Origin of the sequence: Marinobacter fonticola (assembly GCF_008122265.1) — a bacterium.
GTDB lineage: Bacteria > Pseudomonadota > Gammaproteobacteria > Pseudomonadales > Oleiphilaceae > Marinobacter_A > Marinobacter_A fonticola.
In genome coordinates this window covers 1,192,693-1,212,198 of the sequence record NZ_CP043042.1, presented here as the reverse complement: position 1 = coordinate 1,212,198, position 19,506 = coordinate 1,192,693, and the positions used below count along the sequence as shown (strand labels likewise).

At 58.5% G+C, this 19,506-nt stretch carries 17 protein-coding genes; 4 read left to right on the top strand and 13 right to left on the bottom strand.

Annotation, left to right across the window (positions count from 1 at the left end):
- Nucleotides 1-306: 306 nt before the first annotated feature.
- The gene (locus FXO11_RS05425; RefSeq protein WP_148861945.1) at nt 307-3,183 is read left to right on the top strand and encodes a response regulator; all 2,877 of its coding nucleotides are present in this window, start codon (nt 307-309) and stop codon (nt 3,181-3,183) included.
- 17 nt (nt 3,184-3,200) lie between these two features.
- Here the strand turns inward: FXO11_RS05425 and pdxJ are convergent, their stop codons facing one another.
- The 13 genes from pdxJ to rpoE all read right to left on the bottom strand — a co-directional run bounded on the left by pdxJ (nt 3,201) and on the right by rpoE (nt 16,866).
- Nucleotides 3,201-3,938, bottom strand: coding sequence for a pyridoxine 5'-phosphate synthase (gene pdxJ, locus FXO11_RS05420; RefSeq protein ID WP_148861944.1), 738 nt, complete (start codon nt 3,936-3,938; stop codon nt 3,201-3,203).
- Nucleotides 3,928-4,656, bottom strand: coding sequence for a DNA repair protein RecO (recO, locus tag FXO11_RS05415; RefSeq protein WP_148861943.1), 729 nt, complete (start codon nt 4,654-4,656; stop codon nt 3,928-3,930). Before recO ends, pdxJ begins: the two co-directional genes overlap by 11 nt.
- Nucleotides 4,657-4,713: 57 nt before the next feature.
- On the bottom strand, nt 4,714-5,631 hold the full coding sequence (gene era / locus FXO11_RS05410; protein ID WP_148861942.1) for a GTPase Era: 918 nt from the start codon (nt 5,629-5,631) through the stop codon (nt 4,714-4,716).
- Complete coding sequence (gene rnc, locus FXO11_RS05405) at nt 5,631-6,323, bottom strand: ribonuclease III (protein WP_148861941.1); 693 nt, start codon at nt 6,321-6,323, stop codon at nt 5,631-5,633. Before rnc ends, era begins: the two co-directional genes overlap by 1 nt.
- On the bottom strand, nt 6,320-6,685 hold the full coding sequence (locus tag FXO11_RS05400; protein WP_148861940.1) for a DUF4845 domain-containing protein: 366 nt from the start codon (nt 6,683-6,685) through the stop codon (nt 6,320-6,322). The genes rnc and FXO11_RS05400 overlap by 4 nt, the downstream gene beginning before the upstream one ends.
- A gap of 66 nt (nt 6,686-6,751) precedes the next feature.
- Complete coding sequence (lepB, locus tag FXO11_RS05395) at nt 6,752-7,555, bottom strand: signal peptidase I (protein WP_148861939.1); 804 nt, start codon at nt 7,553-7,555, stop codon at nt 6,752-6,754.
- A gap of 75 nt (nt 7,556-7,630) precedes the next feature.
- The gene (gene lepA / locus FXO11_RS05390; protein ID WP_148861938.1) at nt 7,631-9,430 is read right to left on the bottom strand and encodes a translation elongation factor 4; all 1,800 of its coding nucleotides are present in this window, start codon (nt 9,428-9,430) and stop codon (nt 7,631-7,633) included.
- Between the two features lie 143 nt (nt 9,431-9,573).
- On the bottom strand, nt 9,574-12,291 hold the full coding sequence (locus tag FXO11_RS05385) for a bifunctional diguanylate cyclase/phosphodiesterase (RefSeq protein ID WP_148861937.1): 2,718 nt from the start codon (nt 12,289-12,291) through the stop codon (nt 9,574-9,576).
- A 187-nt stretch (nt 12,292-12,478) separates the two neighbouring features.
- Entirely contained in the window at nt 12,479-13,900 is a 1,422-nt protein-coding gene (locus FXO11_RS05380) for a DegQ family serine endoprotease (protein ID WP_148861936.1), read from the bottom strand.
- 107 nt (nt 13,901-14,007) lie between these two features.
- A complete protein-coding gene (locus FXO11_RS05375) occupies nt 14,008-14,523 on the bottom strand; it encodes a SoxR reducing system RseC family protein (protein ID WP_227546045.1) in 516 nt (171 codons plus the stop codon).
- 44 nt (nt 14,524-14,567) lie between these two features.
- Complete coding sequence (locus tag FXO11_RS05370) at nt 14,568-15,605, bottom strand: MucB/RseB C-terminal domain-containing protein (protein WP_168203128.1); 1,038 nt, start codon at nt 15,603-15,605, stop codon at nt 14,568-14,570.
- Between the two features lie 15 nt (nt 15,606-15,620).
- The gene (locus FXO11_RS05365; protein ID WP_148861935.1) at nt 15,621-16,196 is read right to left on the bottom strand and encodes a sigma-E factor negative regulatory protein; all 576 of its coding nucleotides are present in this window, start codon (nt 16,194-16,196) and stop codon (nt 15,621-15,623) included.
- Between the two features lie 58 nt (nt 16,197-16,254).
- Nucleotides 16,255-16,866: an RNA polymerase sigma factor RpoE gene (rpoE, locus tag FXO11_RS05360; protein WP_148864799.1), complete on the bottom strand. Its 612-nt coding sequence runs from the start codon at nt 16,864-16,866 to the stop codon at nt 16,255-16,257.
- Between the two features lie 273 nt (nt 16,867-17,139).
- Here rpoE and nadB point away from each other — a divergent pair, with 273 nt between their 5' ends.
- From nadB to FXO11_RS05345, 3 genes are read left to right on the top strand one after another with little or no spacing between them, the layout of a single operon-like run.
- The gene (gene nadB, locus FXO11_RS05355) at nt 17,140-18,744 is read left to right on the top strand and encodes an L-aspartate oxidase (protein WP_202980326.1); all 1,605 of its coding nucleotides are present in this window, start codon (nt 17,140-17,142) and stop codon (nt 18,742-18,744) included.
- 29 nt (nt 18,745-18,773) lie between these two features.
- On the top strand, nt 18,774-19,028 hold the full coding sequence (locus FXO11_RS05350) for an FAD assembly factor SdhE (protein WP_148861933.1): 255 nt from the start codon (nt 18,774-18,776) through the stop codon (nt 19,026-19,028).
- Nucleotides 19,012-19,506, top strand: a complete 495-nt coding sequence (locus FXO11_RS05345; RefSeq protein ID WP_148861932.1) for a hypothetical protein — start codon at nt 19,012-19,014, stop codon at nt 19,504-19,506. The genes FXO11_RS05350 and FXO11_RS05345 overlap by 17 nt, the downstream gene beginning before the upstream one ends.

The following is a 19,506-nucleotide window of genomic DNA, read 5'->3' as shown; positions in this document are numbered from 1 at the left end:
CGTCCAGGCACGTTTCCGAGCTGTGGTACACTCTGACGACGCATCATACGCGCATCGCAACAGGGATCCCAATAAAGCTTATCGCTACGCAAATGCGGCTTGGTTCTAAGGATTATAAGTCCTTTACGCCATATTCGGGGCCAGAACGCGAGGCGTCTGCGCGGTATACCCGATTCTGTCGGGGTTCACGATTTGATGGTATGGCGGCTTCAGCGAGGCCCGCCAATAAGAATCCGGGACGCCGCCTCGTAAACTTCGGTAACGACGATCCGCGACGGGGCCTGCGGCAGAATCAGGAAGCGCACTATGCGACGCTGGGGCATTCGCAAAAAAGTCATTTTCGTCACGTTGGTGCCCACCATACTGACGACCCTCATCCTCGGGATTTTCTTCACCCAGAGCTGGGTAGGCAATATCGAGCAGCTACTGCGCGACCGTGGCGAATCCCTCTCCCGCCAACTTGCGGCGGCCTCCGAATATGGCATGTTCACTGGCAATCGCAGCTTGCTGAACAACCTCTCCAACGCCCTGCTGGAAGAGCAGGACGTACGCTCGATCACCTTTTTCAACGCCCGGGGCGAACGCCTGCTCCACACCGGCCCCAGCCTGTCTGAAGATATCGGCGAACAGAATTTCACCACTAACAAAGCGCTGGTTCTGCCCAACGAAACCAATTCCATCTTTATAGCCCCGGTCTTCCTGCAAGACCTGATGGTCGAGAGTATGCTGGAACTGGAATCGCGCCGGAGCGCACCCGGCGCAGCACAGCCTGTTGGATGGGCCGTTGTGGAGATGTCCCACCTCCGCACCGACAAGGAACGTTACAAGGCACTGCTGATTAGCCTGCTGCTCATTCTGGGCGGCATCGCCATGAATGTCCTGATCGCTTTGCGCATGAGCCGCAGCGTGACGGATCCCATCTTCGAGCTGAACGGCGCGGTGGCCAAGCTCAAGGAAGGCCGTTTGGACACCCGGGTCCATACCAACGCGGGCCCCGAATTCGAGCAACTCGAATCCGGCCTGAACGCTATGGCTCAGGAACTCAGCGAAGCCCAGGCGGAAATGCAGCAGAACATCGACCAGGCTACCGAAGATCTGCGGGAAACCCTGGAAACGATCGAGATCCAGAATATCGAGCTGGATCTGGCGCGCAAAGAGGCTTTGGAAGCCAGCCGCATCAAGTCGGAATTCCTGGCCAACATGTCCCATGAAATCCGCACGCCGCTCAACGGTATTATCGGCTTCACCGAGCTACTGCTGAAAACGCCCGCCCCTCAGCAGCAGCGCGACCACCTCAACACCATCCGCAAGTCATCTGAAATTCTGCTGACCATCATCAACGACATCCTCGACTTCTCCAAGATCGAGGCGGGCAAACTGGTGCTCGACCGGGTGCCCTTCAGCCTGCGCGATACCGTCGAGGACGTTATGGTTATGCTCGCGCCGGCGGCCCACAGCAAGAATCTGGACCTGGTACCGATGATCTACAGCGACGTGCCGGACACCATCATGGGCGACCCGTTGCGGGTAAAGCAGGTCATTACCAATCTGGTCAACAATGCCATCAAGTTCACCCAGACCGGCGAAGTGGTCCTTCGGGCCAGCCTTGAGGAAGAGGATGCCGAAGGCTATCGGGTGGTATTGCGCTTCAGTATCAGCGACTCCGGAGTCGGTTTGTCGCGAGCCCAGCAAAAATCCCTGTTCAACGCTTTCAGTCAGGCGGATGCGTCCACTGCCCGGCAGTATGGCGGCACCGGGCTGGGTCTGGTCATTTCCAAGCGCCTGGTGGAAGAAATGGGTGGCCAGATCGGTCTGGACAGTGAGTTGGGCAAGGGGTCCACTTTCTGGTTCACCCTGACGACGGAAGTTGCCCGCAATGCCGAACCTCCGGCGCCCCGGGATGGTCTTCGGCAGGAACGCATCATCTATCTGGAACAGCAGAAAACAACGGCGCTGTCCGTGATGCACCTGTTAAGGGACTGGGGTATCGATGCCGATGAGGCCAAATCGCCCGCCGACCTGATGGAGCGGGTGGAAAAATCACAGTACGAGAATCGCGGCTACGCCGTGGCTATGATCGGCGTAACCCGTCACTTACTGCATTCCAGTCAATATCGCGATCTATTCCATACGCTGGAAGTAGAGCGGGATTGCCGCAGCCTGATTCTGACACCGACCCTGGAGGACCAGGAGGGCCACCTGACTCGGTTGGCCAGTGGCCACATCAGCAAGCCCGTATGCCGCGACCGGCTTTACGATGAGTTGTTTATGCTGATTCATGGCTCACCGGCGCGGGACCAAACACCTCCAACACCGAAAGACGTTGGAATGGCGAGCCCAGGCACCGGCGAGGCGCCAAGAGTGCTCGCTGTCGACGACAACGAAGCCAATCTCAAATTGGTCTTGACCCTTCTGGCCGACTGCCGGGTCCATGCGGAAGGTGCGGCCAGCGGCTTCGAGGCCCTCAGCAAGGCGCGCCAGACCCGTTTCGACCTGGTATTCATGGATTTGCAGATGCCGGGCATGGACGGCCTGGAAACCACCGAACGCCTTCGGCACATCGACGAACGCAGCCAGCCTATGCCCATCATTGCCCTGACCGCCCATGCGCTTTCCGAGGAAAAGGACCGGCTATTGCGACAAGGGTTCGACGGCTACCTGGCCAAGCCTGTCAGTAGCCAACAGCTCATGGATACGCTTTACCGCCATACCGGCTACCTGTACCAAGGTTCCAGCCAGCCGGAACCGCTCACCCGGCGCGACTCGCAACCCCGCGGCATCCGTCCTTCCAGCCGGGAAAAGCAACTGCCCTGTGTAGACGTAGACGAAGGTATCCGGCTGGCCGCAGGCAAGACCGACCTGGCGGAAGAGCTGTTTAGCATGTTGCTTGAGCAGGTCGTTTTCGATCGGGACGGTATCCGCGCACTGCTTGATAGCGGCGACGACAACGAACTGCTGGAACGGGTGCACAAGCTGCACGGGGCTACACGTTACTGCGGCGTACCGGAATTGCGTAGCTTTTCGGAACGACTGGAAACGGCTATGAAGCGACAGACCGATGACCAAGACGACCTGGCCCGGTCACTGGTGGCCGCCATCGACCGGCTGCTGGTCTGGGCCGACGAAACCGAGTGGCAGGCGATGTTGAGGGAGCGGGAAAACGAAACCCTGAGCGGCTTTTAGACACCGCTCAGGGCGTTTTATTCCTGACTTGCCCGGTCCAGGATCGACCGCATATCGCGAACGGCATCCTTGAGGCCGGTGAATAAAGCTCTGGCGATAATCGCATGGCCGATGTTGAGCTCGTTGATACCTGGAATAGCCGCGACACGTTCCGTGTTGTGGTAATGCAAACCATGGCCGGCGTTGACGATTAATCCTTTCTTGCGCGCGTATTCCACGCCATTCGCGACTTTCAGAAACTCGCTGTCGATGTCGGCCGGCGTCTCGGCATCGGCATAGTGTCCCGTGTGGATTTCGATCACCGGCGCACCGCAGCGCACCGCGGCGTCGATCTGGTCCTTGTCGGCGTCGATGAACAGGGACACTTCGGCGCCGATCCGGGCCAAGCGCTCACAGGCCTTGGCTACTTTGTCCTCCTGACCGACCACGTCCAGACCACCTTCGGTGGTCAGCTCCTCGCGCTTCTCCGGCACCAGGCAGACACACTGAGGGCGCACCTGCTCGGCAAAGGCAAGCATGGCGTCGGTCACCGCCATTTCCAGATTCATCTTGGTGTTAAGCATATCCCGCAACAGCAGCACGTCCCGGTCCTGGATGTGGCGACGGTCTTCCCGAGGATGCAGGGTGATGCCATCCGCTCCCGCCTCTTCGGCCAGTAGCGCGGCCTGGGCCGGATCGGGATAGCGGGTACCGCGTGACTGGCGCAAGGTGGCGACATGGTCGACGTTCACACCAAGCAGCACTCTAGGTTTCATCTTTGTCTCCTCGCCAATGGCTAAACAGGGCACGGCTATGTAACTCCCGGCCCTGGAGTAAGTGATCGATCAGCACGCGCATCACGCGCTTGGCCGTGCGCCGGGATGCTCGGTCGCTCAGGTTATGGTTCGCCAACGCCAGCAGGACGCTGCCCTGCAAGCCTTGCAGCAAACTCCCCGGAGTCGGCGCTTCAAGCACACCCTGCTCAGGATCATAGTAGTAGTGCTGGCTGGACGATACCGGGCGCCCGGAATCCATAGCCGTCGCCCAGTCGAAGCCGTAACCCAACGCGTCCACCAGCTTCGTCTCGAATCGACGTAGCGTTGGTTCGAAATCGGCCACAGCCGCCAACTCGTCAAGCGTTTCGATGTACTGTGCAAACAGGGTTTGGTGCGGTTCTTGAGGCGGCAACAGACGCTGCATCAGCTCGTTCAGGTAGAGACCACAATACAGGCGTTCGGTACGGCTAAGGTTGGGGCCGAGACGGCTTTCCGCCGAAGTTAGCGTTTTCAGATCCGACCGTCCCCGCCACGACAGAAGCATCGGCTGAAAAGGCTGAAGTTGCGCCTTGAGGGGACTTTTCGGGCTATTTGCACCCCGGGCCACCACGGTCAGCCGGCCATGGTTGAGGGTGAATAACTCCACCAGCAGACTGGTCTCGCGGTAGTTACGCCGGTGCAACACGTACCCCGGCTCCTGCTCGACCTTGTCCGTCATGCCTTCCCCATCGGCCGGCTGGCCCTTGCGCGAATGGCCCCGATCATAGTCCGGCTATCAGAAGTCGTTCATGCCCAGGCTCTTGAGCGCACGGTCGCTGTCCGCCCAGCCTTTCTTGACCTTAACCCAGAGGCGCAGCATGACCTTGCTGTCGTAGAGCTTTTCCATATCGATCCGGGCTTCCTGGCCAATTTGCCGGATACGCTCGCCCTTATCGCCGATAATGATTTTCTTCTGGCCCTCCCGCTCGACCAGAATCAGCGCCGCAATGTGCAGAATCTTGCCTTCCTGCTTGAACTCCTCGATCTCGACCGCAACGGAGTAAGGTAGCTCGGCACCCAGTTGGCGGGTAATTTTCTCGCGCACGATTTCCGCCCCCAAAAAGCGCTGGGAGCGGTCCGTGATCTGGTCGTCCGGGTAGAAATGCACGCTGACCGGTAGCATCCGATCAACCGCTTCTTCCAGCGGCGCCAGATTCTGTCCACGCAGGGCCGAGAGTGGGATGATCTCGTCGAACTCGCGCTTTTGCGCCAGGGATTCCAGGTGCGGGAGCAACACTTCACGTCGCGCCAAGTTATCCACCTTATTGACGGCAAGGATGACCGGCGCTTTCACCTGTTCAAGCTTCTTGAGCACCATATCGTCGGCGCTGGTCCAGTGGGTCTGGTCGACGACGAAGACAACCACGTCCACATCCACCAAAGCGGACGAAGCGGCCCGGTTCATATAGCGGTTGAGTGCTCTGGGCTCGTCCTCGTGCATGCCCGGGGTATCGACGTAGATGGCCTGCACATCACCGCGGGTCTTTATACCGAGTACCTGATGCCGTGTGGTTTGAGGCTTGCGCGAGGTAATGCTCAGTTTCTGGCCGAGGATATGGTTCAACAGGGTGGACTTGCCCACATTGGGCCGGCCGACAATGGCGACAAAGCCACAACGGCTGTCCGGGTTATCCGGCTGTGTTGGGTCGATCATCAATTATTCTCCACGCCCAGCGATTTCAGGGCATTACGCGCGGCCTGCTGCTCGGCTACTCGGCGACTGCTGCCAACACCGGTCGTCTTGCGGTCGAGGGATGGCAAGGCGCACTCCACATGGAAAGTCTGGGCATGAGCTTCGCCCTCCACGGAGATGACGTCATAGCGCGGCAACGGGTATTGGCGGGACTGCAGGTATTCCTGCAGACGGGTTTTTGGATCTTTCTGGGTATCCTGCAAGTCCAGACGGTCCAGGCGGTCGTTGAACCAATCCAGCACCCGGACCCGGCAGGTATGAAAATCGCTGTCCAGGTAAATGGCGCCGATCACTGATTCAACCGCATCGGCCAGGATCGACTCACGCCGGAATCCGCCGCTTTTCAGTTCGCCAGACCCCATCCGCAGATAGTCACCAAGATGAAATTCGCGGCCGATCTCGGCCAGCGTAACGCCTTTGACCATGCGCGCGCGCAGCCGACTGAGCTGGCCTTCCCGTGCATTCTCGAAATGGCGGTACAAATGCTCGGCGATCACCATGTTCACGATAGAGTCGCCCAAAAATTCCAGACGCTCATTGTTCTGGTTGCCATGGCTTCGGTGGGTCAGCGCCAGGGTTAACAGTTCCGGATTACGAAACTGGTAGCCAAGCCGCTTCTGAAGCCGGCCAAGTTCGATCTCGCTTACCCTCACTGGCCTCTCATCTCGTAGGCGTGGCTGAAGTGAACGACAGCATCCACGTTCTGGAATAGATCGGTACGCACCTCGTATTCCAGGTTGATCAATACCGTCTCGCCGTCCTTCTTGATTTCAATCTGCTTCTCGTCGAAGTTATCGACGTTGTTCACGCTGAGCCGCTTGCTGATCAGCGAACGTACGTCAGCCGGACGCAATTGTCCGAGATCCTCGGTTTTCTCGAGACTCTCGATGGCCTCTTGGATCGTGATGTCATCAAGGTAGATGGGTCCCAGCTTGATCGCCAGCGTTATCAGACTGCCGAAAAACAGTACGGCGACTAGAATGCCCAGAGTGGAAGCGCCACGTTGGTTCTTCATTTTACTGCTCTCTTCTTTGACGTTTTTATATCGCGGGACAACCCGCAAGGCACTTCAAGCTGGTCCTTACTCAATAAGCCCGACACGACCGAAGCTGGGTATCCAGTCCTCCAGATGCATCCAAATGGCAAAGGCTTTACCGACCACGAGTTCGTCCGGCACCGTGCCCCAGTAGCGGCTATCGTTGCTGTTGTCCCGGTTATCGCCCATAACAAAGTACTTATGCTCGGGAATCGTCCATTGCCCTTCACCGCCGGGCGCGCTCCCTCCGAGATTTTTAAGGATCTGGTGCGTTACGTCGCCGAGGTTTTCCTCGAACAACTGGACCGGCGGCAGTGTCGCGACGAAGTCAGTGGGCACTTCCTCACCGTTGATGAACAAGGTGTGATCGCGATACGTCACTGTATCCCCGGGCAAGCCGATCACTCGTTTAATATAGTTGGTCTGGCCATCTTTGGGATACTTGAACACCATAACGTCCCCGCGCTGGGGATCGCCAATCTCGACGACTTTGGTTCCTGCAACAGGCAGACGCAAACCATAGGCGAACTTGTTCACCAGAATGAAATCACCCACTTCGAGCGTGGGCAGCATGGATCCGGACGGAATCTGGAAAGGCTCGACCAGGAATGAGCGCAGGACCAATACGATGGCCAGTACCGGGAAGAACGAACGACTCAGGTCGACCAGGTACGGTTCCTTGGGTTCGTCCTTCTCTTCAGCGGCTTCGCTCGGCATGCCGGCAGCGGCGCTGGACGATTCAGAAAAACGGGCTTCGCGACGCGCGCGCAGGAAGAGCCTGTCACCCAGCCAGATCAAACCAGTGGCAAACGTCAGGGTGACGAGGATCAGGGGAAAATCGATGTCCATGCTTGGGTCTAGTGCTCCGTCAATGTGAAATTTGCGGCTTCAGTTGGTCTGTCCACGCCGAAATGGCCGGAGCACTTAATTGTCGACGCGCAGTACGGCAAGAAACGCTTCCTGGGGCACCTCGACATTGCCAAGCTGCTTCATGCGCTTTTTGCCTTCTTTCTGTTTCTGCAACAGCTTCTTCTTCCGGCTCACGTCACCGCCATAACATTTTGCCGTGACGTTTTTACGCAAGGCCTTAACGGTCTGGCGGGCAATCACATGGTTACCAATCGCGGCCTGGATCGCGATATCGAACATCTGCCGTGGAATCAGCTCCTTCATTTTCTCGATAACGGCGCGTCCGCGATAATGCGCCTGAACGCGATGAACAATGAGAGCCAGCGCATCCACCCGCTCGGCATTGATCAGTACGTCGAGACGCACGAGATCCGCCGTCTGAAAGCGCTTGAAATGATAATCCAGCGACGCAAAACCGCGACTGGCGGACTTGATTCTATCGAAGAAATCGAGAACCACTTCGGCCATCGGCAACTCATAGGTCAACTGCACCTGGCTCGACAGGAACAGCATATTCTTTTGAACGCCCCGCTTCTCTTCGCACAGGGCGATCACATTGCCCAGATGTTCCTGGGGCACCAGAATATTGGCTTCGACGATCGGCTCTCGCATCTCCTCGATGCTGCCCACATCCGGCAGACGCGACGGATTATCCACGTAGACCGTTTCGTTCTGCCGGGTAACCACCTCGTAAACGACCGTAGGCGCGGTGGTGATCAGGTCGATATCGTATTCCCGCTCCAGCCGCTCCTGGATGATTTCCATATGCAGCATGCCCAGAAAACCACAACGGAAACCGAACCCAAGCGCATCGGAACTTTCCGGCTCGAAAAACAGCGAGGCGTCGTTCAGAGTCAGCTTCTCCAGGGCTTCGCGGAAATCATCGTAATCGTCCGCGCTAACGGGGAAGAGCCCCGCGTAAACCTGGGGTTTGACCTTCTTGAACCCCGGCACCGGTAAGGTATCCGGCGTCTTCTGGTGGGTAATGGTGTCGCCCACCGGCGCGCCATGGATATCCTTGATGCCGGCGACCACAAAGCCGACTTCGCCGGTGCCCAAAGTACCGGTATCCGTCGGCTTCGGCGTGAAAATACCCACTTTGTCCGCAATCCAAGCCTTGCCAGTGGACTTGATCAGAATCTTGTCGCCCTTGCGCAGGCTGCCTTGGCGCACACGAACCAGGGACACGACACCCAGATAGTTATCGAACCAGGAGTCAATGATCAGCGCCTGCAGCGCACCGTCAACGTCGCCCTCGGGCGGCGGCACCAGGCGGATCAACTCTTCCAGCACCTCCTCGACACCCAAACCGTTCTTGGCACTGCATCGCACGGCATTGGAGGCTTCGATACCGATAATGTCTTCGATTTCCTGGGCGACACGCTCGGGCTCGGCCTGGGGCAGGTCCATTTTGTTCAGGACCGGTACCACCTCTAGTCCCTGCTCTATCGCTGTGTAGCAATTAGCAACGGATTGAGCCTCAACCCCCTGGCCGGCGTCCACCACCAGCAGCGCGCCTTCGCAGGCAAACAGCGAGCGCGAAACTTCGTAGGAGAAATCCACGTGACCCGGTGTATCGATCATGTTGAGTTCGTACTCGACACCGTCCTTCGCCTTGTAGCGCAGGGTGACGCTCTGAGCCTTGATGGTGATACCGCGTTCACGCTCCAGATCCATGGAATCCAGGACCTGCTCGGCCATTTCGCGGTCGGTCAGGCCGCCGCATACCTGGATGAAACGATCTGCGAGGGTGGATTTTCCGTGATCGATGTGGGCGATGATGGAAAAGTTACGGATGTGGCTCAGTTCAGTCACAGAATTGGGTGTCTCACGTCAGAAAAGTGTCCGGCGCGCGGGCATGAACCGGCGGCAGGTAAAGGAAGGCTGATTTTACCGGTTAAGCCGGACTATTGCCATGATCCCTAGCCGGACTATTGCCACACCTTGGCACGGGGGTACTAGAGAGTCGCATCCTCCTGCTGACGCACTAGAAATCCGATCAAGGCATCCTCGTCGAGCGGGTAGCTGAACAGGTTACCTTGGCCCTGCGCACAGCCACTGGCGCGCAGAAAGTTCAGTTGCTGGCGTGTTTCCACGCCCTCGGCAATCACGGTCAGGTGCAGTTTATGAGCCAGCGCTATAACCGCGGAGGTAACGTCCGTAGCCGTCGCATTATAGGGAATGTCGCGAATAAACGCGTGGTCAATCTTGACCGCGTCCAGCGGCAGGCGCTGCATCGCGGCAAGGGAGCAATTGCGAGCCCCGAAATTGTCGAGAATCAGATAGACCCCGATATCGTGCAGCGAACCTAGCAGGCGCTGCACGGATTCTGCATCCTCGTTGAGCAGCTCGGGTGGCAGTTCAAGTTCCAGCCGCTCCGGTACCACACCGGTCTCGGTGACGACCTGGCGGAACATATCCAGGAAACGGGGGTCCGCAATCTGCCGCGAGGACAGGTTCACCGACATGCGTAAACCTTCAAATCCGGCGCGTTCCAGCGCCTGAATCTGGATGCAGGCCTGCCGCAGCGCCATTTCGCCCAGACGGACTATCAGACCTGACTCTTCTGCCAGGTGGATAAACTGGCTGGCCGGTATCAGGCCACGTTCGGGATGCTGCCAGCGCAGGAACGCCTCAACGCCCAGCACGGTCTCACGCTCGAGATCGAACTTGGGCTGGTAGTGCAGCATGAAGTGATCCGCTTCCACCGCATTACTCAACTCCTCCTGTTGCAGCATGCGGCGCGCGGCCTGGATATTCATAGCAGGCGTGTAGAACTGAGCGTTATTACGGCCCAATTCCTTGGCCCGGTACATCGCCAGATCGGCGTATTTCATCAGCGACGTCGGCTCGTCACTATCGTCGGGGATCATCGCCAAGCCGATACTAACAGTGACGCCAACCTCGTGCTCACCCAGCCGGATGCGCTGACACAGCCGACTCAGGATATTTTCCGCGACCTTGGCTGCAGCGTCGGAACCGGCGACCTCCGATAACAAGACCACAAATTCATCGCCACCCAAACGCGCGACCGAATCCTCTTCCCTGACGCAATCCTGGAGCCAGCCCGCGACGTTTTTCAACAACTCGTCGCCGACATCATGCCCCAGCGTGTCGTTGATCCGCTTGAAGCCGTCCAGATCGAGAAACATCAGGGCCGCCGGTTGACCACTGCGCTTGCAGCGGCGGATCACATGCTCCAGACGATCCCGGAACAGCTGCCTGTTGGCCAGCCCGGTCAATGGGTCGTAGAACGCCAGACGATGCAATTCGGACTGCGCGGCCTTGAGTTCTGTCAGGTCACGCAGGCTGAGCACCACACCATGAACACCGGGCACGTCGATCATTGCCGTGTAGGTGCCCTCCATGTCGCGCCATCCTCCATCGGCGTCGCGAATGCGGGCATGCACGACCGGCAGCGCCTTACCCGGCTCAATCAACGCCTGCTCGAAACACTGTTGCAACGTCGGCCAATCATCCGGGTGCACCTGCTGCTCCAGGGAAAGCTCGGTCAGATTGGTAGGGTCGAAGCCAAGAATCTTCTCGGAGGAGGGGCTCACGTACTTGGGCTTCCCTTTGCGATCGAGGATCAGCGTCACATTGCTCGCCCCTTCGGTAATAGCCCGGTAACGCCCGGCGTTAATCTGAGCCAGCAGGCGCGAACGGACCATCACCAGAAAAAACGCAAACAGCAGGAAACTGATAATCAGGCCCGCCACAACCACGATCAGTGGCCGCGGATCGGAGGCCAGGTAATCGAACGCCGGCGTGGTACGCGTCTGCAACAGCCAGGTGCGGCCCCCGTGCTGGACCTTGGCACTCATCTCGAACGTATACTCATTATCCAGCGAGCCCAGATTCGAGCCATACATGAGTGCGTCTTCGACAGCCACATCGCTGTCATAGATGCGCACATCCAAAAACGGCGAAATCAGCCCCACGATACCGTCCATCAGATTGTTCATACGGAAGGCGCTAAAAACAAAGCCGCGTAGGCGTAGGCGCCGCTCGTCCAGGATCTTCGGTACTTTGTCGCCCTCGTAAACCGGAAAATACATCAGGAAGCCGGCCTGTTCGTCGTCGACCTCTTCCTGCACCAACACGACCTTGCCGGTCATGGTGGCCTCACCGCTATCCCGGGCCTGCTCCATGGCAATCCGGTGTGCCGGATCGCCAAACGCATCGTAGCCGTAGGCTCGCCGATTGCGCTGGGTACTGGGTTCGAGGAAAACGATAGGATGATATTCGGCACGAGTGCCGGCGGGATTGATCAGGTAATCCGGCAACCCCTGTTCACGAATGCGCCTGACGAAGTCGACCACATCGCGCCCTTCGACCCGCGCAGTGAAACCGATGCCTTGAATGCCAGGATAGTAACGATTGATATCGAGCTTGCTGACGTAGAGGCGCCAATCGTCACGGCCGACCAGATCCGCCACGGCAAATAGCCCGGCACTGCCGGCCAACACCTGCTCGTAGTTCAGCAAGCGTTCCTCAATCGCGGTCTTGAGTTGCAGAGACTGGGTCTCGAAACGGGCTTGGGTGCGATCTTCCACAAGCATGATCGAGAAGCGCCAGGCCCCGACCGTCAGCGCCAGGGAGATCACAAGCAACAGCCACGCGATACGCGACGAACGATGCCGGGCTACCTGGCCCAGAGTCATATCCTTTGCCATCAGTGCAGTCCAAAGATCAATAGAGCGGGCGATCGAAAACAAGACCCGAAAACAGAACATTCGCCCCTCGAGACCGCGAATCGTTCAATAATCAAGCGGCAGAATATAGCAAAACCCGTAGCGGGACTATCCACTACGGGCTCGATATGAAGGGACGATGTAAAACGCCGGGAGGGGGACCCGGCGCCTATTTCTCGGTTTTGATGACCAGGAACGTGGATTGCCCTTCACGCATTACCAGCACAGGCACTGCCTTGCCTTTGGGCAAATCCGAAGCGACACGTTGAAAATCTTCCACCGAATCCACGGTTTCATTGTTGAGTTTGCGGATCACATCGTTAGGCCGGATACCGGCATCGAGCGCCGGGCCAGGGCCCACATTGCGGACCCGCACACCCTTGTCGATACCCAACTGCTCGCGCTGCTCGCCGGTCAAATTGACCACGGACAGACCCAGCGGGCCGCCGGTAGGCGACGGCTCAGAAGGCCGGTCTTCCCGGGCCATACGATCTTCCGGCAATTCACCGATTGTCACGTCGAGTTCGCGCTCGTCGCCATTACGCAACACCAGCAGTTCGGCGGTTTCGTCGATCTTGGTGCGCCCCACCATCGGCGGCAGGTCGGAGGACAAGTTGATAGACTGACCCTCGTATTCGAGGATGATATCGCCAGGCTGTAAACCGGCTGCTTCGGCAGGCGAGTCCGGCAACACCTCGGCAACCAGTGCGCCACGCGGGCGGTTCAGGCCGAAGGATTCGGCCAAATCACGGCTGACCTCCTGGATCAGCACGCCCAGCCAGCCGCGCGAGACAAAGCCCTGATCGCGAATCTGCTGGAACACGTTCATCGCCACGTCCATGGGAATGGCAAAGGACACCCCCATGAAACCGCCTGAACGGGTATAGATCTGAGAGTTGATGCCCACCACTTCGCCGTCGAGGTTGAACAGCGGCCCCCCGGAGTTGCCCGGGTTGATCGCTACATCGGTCTGAATGAAGGGCACGTAGTTTTCGGACGGCAGGGAGCGCCCGATAGCGCTGACGATACCAGCGGTCACCGTATAATCGAAACCAAACGGCGAACCGATGGCAAACACCCACTCACCCTGTTCGAGTTCGCTGGATTTGCCCCTCTTGACCACGGGCAAATCTTCGGCCTTGATCTTAAGTACCGCGAGATCCGAGCGGGGATCGGTTCCGATCACCCGGGCCGGCAATTCACGGCGATCGTTCAGGCGTACAATGATTTCGTCAGCGCCCTCGACCACATGGTTGTTGGTAAGGACATAGCCATCTTTAGAAACGATAAAGCCCGAACCCATCGAATGCAGCGGCTGCTGCTGTCCCGGCTGCCCGCCGCCGAAGGGCGAATTGGGCCCTTCAAAAAAACGGCGGAAGAAATCCGGCATCTGATCCAACTGATCCTGGTTAAAGGGCGTGTTGCCCTGCTGGGCACGGGGCGCCTGTGTGGTGCTGATATTCACGACAGCGGACGCATTCTCCTCCACGAGATCCGTGAAGTCGGGAAGCGCCGCTTGGGCGCGTGCCGAGAGCACCATCATTAAGGCCAGAATGGGCGCAAACCAGACGCTCAGGTTCTTTGTGGGCATACCTCACTCCGAAGTTGGTTGAGAAAACCGTGTATGTTTTGTTTTTACATCCAGACACTGCAAATTAAAGGACATGCTAAGTGGCTCTACAGCCGAATACCTAAAAATCAGGGGTTTAACGTACTCGATTGATGCACGACTAGTGGCTCCGGAACCGCTTGGTTCACATCAATCCGTAACAAGGCAGGCTGCAAGCGGGCGGCCTCTTCGGCTTTCCCGGTCAGCAATTTGAGCGCCAGAAAACCAGCGGCCAAACCCAGCCCGCCACCGATGATGGCCGCGAGATCCTGGCCGGGCCAGAGGCCAGCACCCGTCAACGAGCCCGTTAACAGCGCCCCCAGTGGCAGTGCGTAGACCAGCAGTGACGCTCGCAATAACTGGGACTCCCCAATACCCAGCACAACGGGATCACCCACCGTAGCACCACAGGTATTGTGTACTCGAACCTGATTGGCGCGTCCATCGCTCATTCGCGCCAGAACACCCTGACCACAGCCTTTGCGGGCGCTGCAGGAGCCGCAAGTACTCTGGCGAATCGTCTGGACCCAGATCTTGTCGTCACTGACGGCAACGACAGTGCCCTTCTCTTCTATCACAATCCAGGCCTCGCTATCACGATCCAAGCCTCTCTATCATATTCCAGGCCGTTTTATCACAATCCGGGGCCTCACATTGCACCGCCCGATTCGTCGCCAGCCAGAGACTCGACTTCGACCGACTCCGCAACCTTCATGGCGGTCTGCGGAGGAATCTCACCCACCACCGTCACCAGATGGCGCTGATCCTCGACTGTCAGCTTACGTAAAAAAATCGTGGTTGCGCCGATACGGGAAACCCCCGTGGGCATGTCCATCTCCCCTACCGGCGAAACAAAAACCGAGAACGAGGCCAAACCATCGGAAAACGACACAGCCTGACGACGCGTATCTTTGGGCGAGGAGGGTGTCGCCTGGAACCCTTCTGGATGCCAGCCCAGAGTCCAGCCTACCTGTGAATGAACTTCAGGTCTGGGCTTGTTGGGTTTCTCAAGGGTAATTTCGCGCGTTTTTCCCGATTCAGGGATGATGAATTCACTATCGGGGATCTCATCCGTGAGTTCTAGCATGGTGAACTGAAAGCGCTCGAGCACCTCCTCGTCGTTGGTCAGCACCTGGCTCTTGACCAGCAAACCCGACGTTTTTTCCAGCCATAGACGATACTGATAGCGATGAACATCCTTGGGATTGAGAACAATGACAACCGCTTCATGTCCTGCCACACGGTCATCCTTCAGCATCTTAGCGGCATACCAGCGACGGAACGGAGCGAACCTGGGCGTAAAGGCTTCGGAGAAGGGGCCCGAGGGCAGTACGGCATCGAGCTGGATACGGCCGTGGGACGGCAATACACAAAACACCCGGCCGCCGTGACGAATAATTTCCCCCTGGCCGCCATCCTGGATCACCAGCCGCTCCTGCACTTGGCTATCCCGATAACGGTGGACAATGCGCATCGAGCTGACTTGGTCACCACGACTATAGACGAAGACCCCCCTGTAGCTGGTGGTATTCAGAGCCGTTCCCAGACGCTCAAGCCACCCATCGACCCCCTCCTCGGAACTACTCGACGTGGGCTCTGCTTGGGCAGCAACCGCCAACAAAAGAGCAACCAGGCCCAGACTCATGCGCATCAACGCACGCGCCCGAATGTAGGAACATATAGACATCAGCTTTCGACCCGACTAACGGACACCGGTTGACGCGCTGGCGACCCGGGCATAACCCATGGTTCCATAGCCCATACCCACGCTGTTGTGCTGGGCATGCTCCAGCAAGTAGCGACTCATCTGCTCGCGCTGCTCTTCATCCAGGCCTTGCAGAGCAATCTCGGGCACGGCATTCATTTCCGGTTCGCCTTGACCCGCTGGAGCCGCAACGCCTGCCGCCAGAGCCAGATTTCCCTCTTCCGAGGTCACGCCCCACTGAGCACCCGCACCAAAACCGACCAGAAGCGCCAGCGATACGGCAGCCACCGCGGACCAACGCATGGACCGACGCACCGAAGACACTTGCACCGGCGCCTTCGGCGCTGGCATCTGGGACGAAGCCTCGTCCAGCGCGGCGCTTACTGCAGCACTGACATCAACCGACGCAAGATCACGCCGCTCGTCGTGCATCAGGCTGCGCAGCTGCTGCCACCGGTGCCACTGCTCTCTCACTTCAGGTTTGTCCGCCTGAGACAATACACGACGCACCGCAAGCTCATCGGCCTGGTCATCCATCATGGCGGACAGCGTCTCTTTCAGACGTTCATCCATCGCGCTCGCACCTCAAAAATAAGATCAACATCACAACGATACTCCTGGACCGATTGGCTCAGTCCTCATGCAACAACGGGCCGAGCTCGCGGTCCACTGCGTCCCGCGCCCGGAAAATACGGGAGCGCACCGTTCCGATCGGGCACTCCAGGATACGGGCAATATCTTCATAGCTCAGCCCTTCGTATTCACGCAGGAGCAGAGCCGAACGTAGTTCCTCGGGTAACGCGGCGATGGCCCGTTGCATCACCTCGTACATCTGTTCGCGCTGGAGTAGCTTTTCGGGGGTCGCCACATCGCGCAGCCAGTCGCCGGAATCCAGCCGCTCCGCCTCTTCCGCTTCCATACTGCCTTTCGGCCGACGGCCACGAGACTCCAGGAAATTCTTGGCGGTATTGACCGCGATCCGGTAGAGCCAGGTATAGAACGCGCTGTCCCCGCGAAAACGCTCGATGGCGCGATACGCCTTGACGAAAGTTTCCTGAGTCAGGTCGAGAACATCCTGAGAATCGCTTGTGTAACGGCTGATGATGGAGGCAACCCGCGACTGGTATTTGAGTACCAGAAAGTCGAAAGCGGACCTATCCCCCCTTTTGACACGCTGGACGAGCTGTTTGTCCGTTTGACTCTCGCTGGGAGCCTGCGGGGCCTTGTCTGTCACCGATGTCATCGCCGTATGGCTGCCTGCGTTTGGGCGCTCTGCCAGGGGAGCCACAGCGGGCCTTTCGCGGACACGTCCGTCCTTACCCGTCTGACTATCTGCAAAGGCCGGTGTTGGCATTCTGGAAAACGTCATGCTGCAGTCCCATTTGCGCTTGTTCTTGCCCGGGCCAACCCCTGTCCGCTCTCGATCTTGTGGGGCCGGAACCCATGTGGCGAAATAGACAGCAGCCGTAAAGTTTAGTTCAATAGCGCCCACATTATGGCCCGCGATACCGAACAGATGCCACAATCTCACCAATATGATGTCCTGATCATCGGCAGTGGAGCCGCCGGCTTGGCCGTCGCCCTGAACCTGCCCGCCCATCTCAAGGTTGCCGTTATCAGTAAAGGCGAGCTGAGCAGTGGATCCACACTCTGGGCTCAGGGTGGAATTGCCGCCGTGCTGGATTCCGAGGATAGCGTCGAGGCGCACATCCAGGACACGCTCAATGCCGGTGCCGACCTGTGCCATGAAGATGCCGTCCGTTTTACCGTCGAGCACAGCCGGGAAAGTATCGAGTGGCTGATCGAGAAAGGCGTGGCGTTCACGCGTGACGCCGAACAGAACTACCACCTGACCCGCGAAGGCGGGCATAGCCGCAGGCGGATCATCCACGCCGCAGATGCGACCGGCCAGGCCGTGTCTCACACCCTGAGCGATCAGGTCCGCAACTGCCCCAATGTTGATGTCATGGAGGGGCGCGTTGCGGTAGATCTCATCACCAACCGCAAGCTGTCTCTACCTGGCAACCGCTGTGTCGGCGCCTATGTTTTGAATCTGGCAGATAGCCACGTGGACTTATTCAGCGCCCGCTTTGTGGTTATCGCTACCGGCGGCGCCAGCAAGGCCTATCGCTACACCAGCAACCCGGACGGGGCGTCCGGCGACGGCATCGCCATGGCTTGGCGGGCGGGCTGCCGGGTAGCCAATATGGAGTTCAACCAGTTCCACCCCACGTGCCTTTATCATCCCCACGCCAAATCGTTCCTTATTACCGAAGCGGTACGCGGTGAAGGTGGACGCCTGCTGCTACCGGACGGCTCCAGCTTCATGGAACGGTTCGATCCGCGAGGTGAACTGGCACCGAGGGATATCGTCGCCAGGGCGATCGACCATGAAATGAAACGATTGGGTGCCGACCATCTTTACCTGGACATCAGCCACAAGCCTGCGTCGTTCATCCAGACCCACTTCCCCACTATCTACGAGAAGTGCATGGATTTTGGCGTGGATATGACACGCGAACCGATTCCGGTGGTGCCTGCCGCGCATTACACCTGCGGCGGGGTCATCACGGACAATCGGGCCCGTAGCGACGTCAACCAGCTGTATGTCGTCGGCGAGGCGGCCTTCACCGGCTTGCACGGCGCCAACCGCATGGCCAGCAACTCATTGCTGGAATGCCTGGTCTATGGCCGGGCCGCTGCGGAAGATATCGCGCGTCAGGATGCCGATATCCCGCCCCCGCCGTCAGCGCCCGCCTGGGACGAATCCCAGGTACGGGACTCAGACGAAGACGTGGTAATTTCCCACAACTGGGACGAGTTGCGGCACTTCATGTGGGATTACGTGGGCATTGTGCGCACCACCAAACGCCTGCAGCGGGCAAAGCACCGGGTGGATCTCCTGTTCCGTGAGATCGGCGACTTCTACAGTAATTACCGGGTATCGAATGACCTGCTGGAGTTGCGCAACCTGGTCACCATTTCCGACCTAATTATCTGTTCGGCCCTGCAGCGCCGGGAAAGTCGAGGGCTTCACTACACCCTGGATTTCCCCGGCCTGCAGCACGAAGCCCGGGATACCATACTCACGCCGACCACATTTCGCTCGATTGCGCCCTGAGCGCTCAAGCCCTGTCCAGAGGTTCAACGATGCAACACGATGTCGAATACAAGCGCTTGTACTGGCACAGCCGACGCGGCATGCTCGAGTTAGACGTCCTGCTGATCCCGTTCCTGGAAGAGGTTTATCCAGGCCTGCCGGATGAGGACAAGGCCCGCTACCGCAAGCTGGTCGACTGCGAGGATACCGAGATTTATCAGTGGTTCATGCAGCGCGAGCGTCCGCAGGACGAAGACTTGCAGGTGATCGTCGACATGATCGTCCAGCGTGTACAGCCGAATTGACCTACGGATCTATCCCTGCCGGCCACTCGCCGTGGCACTGGCCGGCCTTTGGCTGCTGCTTGCCGCCACGTTGACCCTGGCCGCACTCCAAACCGCCCCATGGATGCTTGTGGCACTTCCGGTACTCACCTTCGCGGGATGGCAATCGATGACCCATCATGCCACCTTGACGGGCAAACATGCGCCCCATACCTTACGCGTTGACCGTGGCCGGCTGCTCATCGATACCGCTAACGTGACAGCCTGTGAAGTGCGTGTTAACGGCAACAGTCGGTTGTTCGGCCACTTGGCGCTCTTGAAACTGCACCCAATCAACGCCACTAAGTACCCGGTGAACGCCACTAGAAAGACTTATACGGTTGTCTTGATCGCAACATCGCTGGCCTGCAATGTCGATGCAGAAGCATTCCGGCGCCTGCGCGTTTGGCTTCGCTTCGCCCGGGCCCAGCATCAGGATTCGACCATTTCCCCGCTGTGA